3 protein-coding genes and 3 pseudogenes are annotated in these 6672 nt (G+C 66.6%); 1 reads left to right on the top strand and 5 read right to left on the bottom strand.

All coding sequences use genetic code 11. The features are described from left to right. On the top strand, nucleotides 1–528 hold a 528-nt coding region (locus tag FVW20_RS04375), incomplete at its 5' end, for a cyclase family protein (protein WP_196608451.1). Between the two features lie 386 nt (nucleotides 529–914). Here the strand turns inward: FVW20_RS04375 and FVW20_RS20195 are convergent. The 5 genes and pseudogenes from FVW20_RS20195 to FVW20_RS04350 form a co-directional block, all read right to left on the bottom strand. Beyond that, a pseudogene (locus FVW20_RS20195) lies at nucleotides 915–3224 on the bottom strand (methyl-accepting chemotaxis protein). Between the two features lie 470 nt (nucleotides 3225–3694). Continuing rightward, complete coding sequence (dapA, locus tag FVW20_RS04365; RefSeq protein ID WP_196608450.1) at nucleotides 3695–4573, bottom strand: 4-hydroxy-tetrahydrodipicolinate synthase; 879 nt, start codon at nucleotides 4571–4573, stop codon at nucleotides 3695–3697. A 131-nt stretch (nucleotides 4574–4704) separates the two neighbouring features. Continuing rightward, a complete protein-coding gene (dapF, locus tag FVW20_RS04360) occupies nucleotides 4705–5553 on the bottom strand; it encodes a diaminopimelate epimerase (protein WP_196608449.1) in 849 nt (282 codons plus the stop codon). Nucleotides 5554–5605: 52 nt separating this feature from the next. Further along, nucleotides 5606–6352 (bottom strand): annotated as a pseudogene (locus FVW20_RS04355) (UshA-like (seleno)protein family 2); the annotation flags it as partial. A 12-nt stretch (nucleotides 6353–6364) separates the two neighbouring features. Then, nucleotides 6365–6672 (bottom strand): annotated as a pseudogene (locus FVW20_RS04350) (hypothetical protein); the annotation flags it as partial.

Here is a 6672-nt window from a genome sequence, read left to right as displayed (position 1 = left end):
GACGTGCGCACGGCGGCCCCGTGGCCGCTGCTGCTGCCTCTGGCCGTGCTGGACCTGCGCGGCAGGGCGGCGGCGGATTTCGGCACTCGCTGCACCCCGAACGATGTGCTGGCATGGGAAGCGGCCCATGGCCGCGTTCCGCGCGGCTGTCTGTTCGTGTGCAACACCGGCTGGCACCGCCTGTGGTCCGATCCCGACCGGTTCATGGGGGTGCAGTGGGGCGCGCTGCGTGCCGGGCCGGGGGATGCGCCGCCCATGCAGTTTCCCTCGTTCACGCCTGCTGCCGTGCACCTGCTGGTGCACGAACGGGGCGCGGGGGGCATCGGCATCGACACGCACGGGGTGGACGCCCCGGACGACGCGGAGTTCCTGTGCAACCGCATGGCCCTGGCCGCAGGGGCCGTGGTGGTGGAATGCCTGGCCGCGCTGGGCGGACTGCCCGCCACCGGGGCGCACGTGCTGCTGGCTCCGCTGGGGCTGTGCGGCGGTACCGGCGCACCTGTCTCCGTCACGGCGTTCGTCCCGTAGAACGTACGCGAGACAACTCTGTGCGAGATATTCTCGCGCAGTGGAGCGGGGATACGCAAAGATCAGGGGGAGGAACCGTATGGCTCCTCCCCCTGTGTACATGTGTGGCCGGGCGTCGGGATGGTGCAGTGCCGCCGCTTCGCCTTGGGCTGGCTCCCAATGGGGATTCCCGTTCGGTGGCAAGGAAAACAAGCCTGCCATGAGGGAGCATGCCTTAGCCGTTAGGCGAGCTTGCGAGCCTTACGGATGAAGACAGCAAGGCTATGCAGGCGACGCTTGACCTCTCTGCGCACGATGCCCGTAAAGTTCGCAAGCTCGCTTAACGGGCACGCTTCGCGCCCTTCGGGTCGGATGCCAACGGACGAAAAGACAATTTGGAGCTGCCCCTAGCTGCGCATGTCGCCAATAATCCGCGTCAGGTCCGAAGCCAGCCGCGAGACGTCTTCCACCGCCTGCGCCGAGTGGCGCATGGCTTCCGCCGTTTCGGCGGCGATGCGGGTTATCTCGTCGGTGGAGCGGTTGATTTCCTCGCTGGCGGCGGATTGCTGTTCCGACGCCGTGGCGATGGCCCGCACCTGGTCGGCGGTGCTTTCCACAAGGCCCACGATCTCGCGCAGCACGTCGCCGGAGCGGCGGGCCATGCCCGTGCCTTCCTCGATGGCGGCGGTGGCCTTTTCGGTATTGTCGATATTCTTGCGCGTGCTTTCCTGAATGCCCCGGATGGCGCTGCCCACCTCGTTGGTGGCGGTCATGGTCTTTTCGGCCAGCTTGCGCACCTCGTCGGCCACCACGGCAAAGCCGCGCCCGGCGTCCCCGGCACGGGCAGCCTCGATGGCGGCGTTCAGCGCCAGCAGGTTGGTCTGGTCCGCGATGTCGGCAATGACGTTCATGATCTGGCCGATGCCCTGGGCCTGGGTACCCAGTTCGGCCATGTCGGCCTTGAGGTGCGATGCCAGGTCATGGGCATGCTGGATGGTGCGCACAGAGCCGTCCACCACCTCGGCTCCTTCCTGGGCGCGGGTCTTGGCCTTTTCGGCCATTTCGGCGGCGCCGCCCGCATTGCGGGCCACTTCCAGCACGCTGGCGTTCATTTGCTCCATGGCGGTGGCCGCCTCGGCGGTGCGCTCGCGCTGGATGTCAGAGCCGCGCGCGGATTGTTCGATCTGCGCCGAAAGCTGCTCCGACGCGGCGGCCAGTTGCGCGGCCACGTCATCAGCCTCTGCCGAGGCGCGGGCGATGCGTTCGTTCTGTTCCGCGATGATGGCGGCCTGGCGCTTCATCTCGGTGGTGTCTATGTACAGGCAGAAACCGCCGATGATGTTGCCGTCCAGGTCTTGCAGGTAGGTGACGTTGGCCAGCACGTCCACCTTGCCGCCCTTGTGGCCGGAGATGACCACCTCCAGGTTCTTGATGCTGGTCTTTTCGTTCATGGCCCGGCCCACGGCGGTCTTGCGGCCCGGCTCGTTGTAGAACACTTCCGCCAGGGTGCGGCCCTACTGCGCCTTGGGATCGGTGTCGATTTCCAGCATGTCCATGCAGGCCTTGTTGGTGAACACCGTGCGTTCCTCGCGGTCCACGATAAGTACGGGCACAACCATGGCCTCCAGCACGCTCTGCGAAAACCCCAGTTTTTCCTTCAGGTCGGCCACCATGGTCTGGATGGAGCGGGCCAGGTCGTCCAGTTCGTAGCGGTACGCGCCATCCATGACGGCGCGCAGGTCGCCCTGGGCCACCTGTCCGGCGAATTGCCGGATGCGGTTCATGGGGCCGATGATGAGGCGCCGGGTAAGCAGCACGATGGAGCCTGTCAGGGCCACAATGGCCACAAGCCCCATTATTGCCAACAGCATGCGCTGCTGGCGCGCCACGGTGGCCAGATCGTCTTCATAGGCTGAAGAACATATTTTCCAGCCAGTTATGGGCATGGTACAGCTGACGAGGATTTTCGTCTTGCCTTCCCAGAGGTATTGGAACTGTGTCGTCTGCTGCGCCAGGACAGCGCGGGCAAAGTCGTACTGCGTCGCGTCGGTGAGCAGCAGGGCCTTGTTGGGATGCGAAAGGAAGCGCCCCTTGGCGTCAAGCACGAAGGGGTACCCCTGCTGGCCGAATTTCACGCTTTCCACGAAGCGGTCACTGAAGCTGGTCCAGTCCAGGTTGATGGCGATGCCCCCGCCGGATTGCCCCATGACGTTCTGCACCGGGGCGGCGATGGTGAACAGCACGTTCCCCTTGCTGCCCTTGAACGGCGTGGTGTCGATGAATTCCTTGCCTGCGGTCACGGCGGCGAGCACCTCGGGCATGTCCAGTTGCTTGCCGGACATCTCCTTCCCGTCGTCGGTATACCCGTAGAGCACCTTGCCCGCGGCATCGAACGCAAAGATCGCGGCGTAATGCGGATTGCCCTTCAGCGTCTGCTGCAACTGGTCCTTCATGACCAGGCTGGCGCTGCCGTACAGCACTCCGCTGGCCAGCGTCTTTTGTTGGGTAAGCCCACGCACGGCGGTGAGGTTGCTGGTCACGAAGTCTTCCGCCACCTTTTCGATCTGCTGTCCCACCTGGGCCATGTTGGCGGTTTCGCTGCGCAGCGTGCCGTCGTATGCGGTTTTGGACGCAATGAACACGAACGCGCACATGAAGAAGACGACCAGCCCGCCGGTAAGGACGGTGATCTGCGTGGAGATGCTCTTGAAACGCATGGGGTACTCCCGGAAACGATGTATCTCTTGCGGGACTTATCGACACATTCCGGCGGTTGTTTAGGTGCGCCGGGCATGCGGGCATACGCTGAAGGGTGGGGCGCGCCTGTCGTCCGGCGCCCGCCCCCATAGGGGGCCATGCCACAGGCTAGCCGGAAGCGTGGCGGCTGCCAAGCGGTTTTGCGTCGGTCACGGGTCGTGCGTTGGCCGTGATTCGGATGCTCGGTACGGTCGTGCGCAGTGGCAAATGACGTTTGGCGTACTGTGACAGGTAGTTGCGGCGTATTCGTACGCGGAGCGTGCCGGGCCGCCGGTCTTGGGCGGAGGGCAGGGTAAAACCTGATGGAGGGAAGGGGCGCGTTGCGTTCAGGCCAGGCCGAAAACACGAACGGGGGGCGCCGTGCGGCGCCCCCCGTGGCAAGACCTGATGCTTCATGTGCGGGACTGTTGCCGGTCCCCGTGCCCGGCGGCTAGACGATGCCCGCCGCCGACAGGATGTCGCGCAGGCGCGACTGGTTGGCGGGCTGCAACGGCACCATGGGCAGGCGCAGTTCCAGTTCGATCCTGCCCATCATGGACAGGGCCGTCTTGACCGGGATGGGGTTGGTTTCCAGGAACATGGCGCGGTTGATGGACGCGATCTCGTAGTGCACCCGGCGCGCGGTGGCCAGGTCGCCCTCGAAGAAGGCGCGGCACAGTTCGGACATCTTGGCGGGCACCACGTTGGAACTCACCGAGATGACCCCGCAGCCGCCCACGGCCAGCAGGGGCAGCACCGTGAAGTCGTCGCCCGACAGCACCTGGAAGTCGGCGCCGCAGTATTCGATGATCTCCGAGACCTGGATCAGGTTGCCGGTGGCTTCCTTGACCCCGATCACCTCGGGGATGTCGCGCTTCATGCGGGCCAGGGTTTCCGGACACAGGTTGGTGCCGGTGCGGCTGGGCACGTTGTACACGATGAAGGGCATGGGCACTTCGGCGGCAATGGCCTTGAAGTGCTGGTACAGCCCTTCCTGGGTGGGCTTGTTGTAGTAAGGGGTGATCAGCAGCGCGCCGTCGGCCCCGGCCTGCTTGGCGTAGCGGGTAAGCTCCACCGCCTCGCGGGTGTTGTTGGAACCGGCGCCCGCCAGCACGGGCACGCGACCCTTGACCTGCTCGACGCAGATGCGGATGACGTCCTTGTGTTCCTGGTGGGTGAGCGTTGCCGATTCGCCGGTGGTGCCGCAGGGGACAAGGCCGTTGATGCCCTGTTCGATCTGCCATTCGATGAACGCGCGATAGCGTTCCTCGTCCACCTCGCCGTTGCGGAACGGCGTGACGAGAGCGGTGAAAGCGCCTTGAAACTGCATGTTGCCTCCTTTGGACCGGGTACCTGCTGCCCCGGCCTTCGACACGCCGTGCCCGTGGGCCGCCGCTCCTGCCTGTGCCGCACGGCCTGAAACGCGCGGCAGCGGCAAGGGGGCCCGGCGGGCCGGGTGCGTTACGCCAGGGCCAGCCCCAGCCCTTCCAGGAACATTTCGCCGGAGAAGACGCGCACGGCCTTGCCGGAAAGGAACACCGAGCCGCCTTCAATGGATATGCCAAGCATCTCGCCGCCGGAGCTCCTGACATTCACCGTGGACTCCGTAAGGCCCAGCGCATGCGCGATGAACGCGCCCGCCGCCGCCCCCGTGCCGCAGGCGTAGGTTTCGTCCTCCACGCCGCGTTCGAAGGTGCGCAGGTGGATGTTCCTGCGGTCGATGACCTGTGCGAAGTTGGCGTTGGTGCCCGCGGGCGCGAAATGCGCGTGGCGGCGCAGCGCGGCGCCCAGGGTGCGTACGTCCACGGCGGAGGCGTCGCGTTTGAACACCACGGCATGGGGTACGCCGGTGTTCACGAAGTGCACCATGTCGCGGCCTTCGCCAAGGTCCAGTTCTATGCCCAGGGCCAGGTCGCGCGGCGGGGTCAGCTCCACCTTGGCCATTCCGGCGGCCACGTCGGCCTCGGCGCGGATGAGCCCGGCGTCGGTGCCGAAGACGTGCTTCGGACCGGCAAAGCCCAGTTCCACGGCCAGCAGCGCGGCGCAGCGCGAAGCGTTGCCGCACATTTCGGCGCGCGAGCCGTCGGCATTGTAGAAGTGCCAGATGTAGTCGCCTTCGCGGTCTTTCGGCGTTTTATCCAGAAAGACGAGGCCGTCGGCGCCCACGCCGAAGGCGCGGCGGCACACGGAGCGGGCCCAGTCGGGCATGGCCGCGACGGGCAGGCCCAGCGCCCGGTTGTCGATGAATACGAAGTCGTTACCGCACCCATGCAGTTTGTGGATGGGTACGGTGCGTGCCTTGCCGCTCATGCTGCGTGCTCCTTGTGTTGGCCGGGGCCGGGGCGGGCGCGCGTTGCGCTGCCTACCACGCGGCGGGAACCGTGCCGACGACCGCCTCGACGGCAGGATCCGGCTCCACGGCGTCCTTCAGGGGAACCTGCCGGACGGAAATATCCATGCCCACGATCCAGTGCCGGGGCTGTGAAAAACCTTGTACCCGTTGGGGCCATGCCAGTACGTCCACCACGTTGACGCTTCTTCCCTGCATGTCTGGCCGGGACCATAGCAGCGAAGGTGCCGCGCCGTCCACGACCCCGTCGAAACCGGTGCCGATGCCACCGCCGAGCAGGATGTGGAAGGCCTGCCCAAGCTCCGCCAGATAGCGGCGCTCACCCAGGCCGCCCCATCCTGCCACGCCGATGACCATGTCGGCCCGTGCACGTGCGGTCAGCCCCGCCTGCGCCGCCTGCGCGGCCATGGCGGGGGTGGGGTCTTCCCACGGTTTCGCCAGCGCGGGCAGGAAGACCACGGCCACTGTGCGCCCGGACACCTGATGCAGACGGGTGAACGGTTCTCCGCCCACCTCGCGGAAGCCTTTGGGCATGCCGCCCGCATGGTCGCGGAACCAGGCGGCGGCAGCGGCGGACAGGTAGCCATCGTCCACGCGCAGCAGGTCGTAGGCCTTGCGCGTCATGGATGCCAGGCGGCCCGCCGCGTCTTCTCCGGCGTCAGGCGCGAATTCGTCGGGACCGGCCAGCACCAGGGTCGGGATCCCGTCCTGTCCTCGCCACTGCTTGAACATGCTCGCCCGCCGGGCAAGCCCACCAGAGGTGCCGCCACCTCAGGAGGGGCAGGGATGCAGCGTTCCCTTTGTGCTGGCGTTGTACAGGATGCGCAGTACCGGCCTGCCTGATGCATCGCCGAAGTCGCCCAAATCACCCTGTCCCGCCGTGGCGTCGGTCCCTGCATGTCCGTTTCGGCCATCCTGCCCCTGCGGCTCCACTCGCTCCACCAGGGCGAAATCCGCCAGGCCGCGCGGGGCGGCAACCGGAGCGGGTTCGATCACGGGCGGGGCCGCAGGCACGGGCATGTGCACGCGCGGCTCGCCGGCGGAGGCAAAGGGAAGCCCAGTGGGCAGGCCGTCGCGCG

This window comes from Nitratidesulfovibrio oxamicus (genome assembly GCF_015731765.1).
Classification (GTDB): domain Bacteria; phylum Desulfobacterota; class Desulfovibrionia; order Desulfovibrionales; family Desulfovibrionaceae; genus Cupidesulfovibrio; species Cupidesulfovibrio oxamicus.
The sequence above is the reverse complement of the archived record's forward strand: the minus strand, read 5'-3'. Positions and strand labels throughout refer to the sequence as shown.

Coding starts and splice junctions, on each gene's coding strand:
- dapA (WP_196608450.1), bottom strand. CDS start 4,573: ATGCAGTTTCAAGGCGCTTTCACCGCTCTCGTCACGCCGTTCCGCAAC.
- dapF (WP_196608449.1), bottom strand. CDS start 5,553: ATGAGCGGCAAGGCACGCACCGTACCCATCCACAAACTGCATGGGTGC.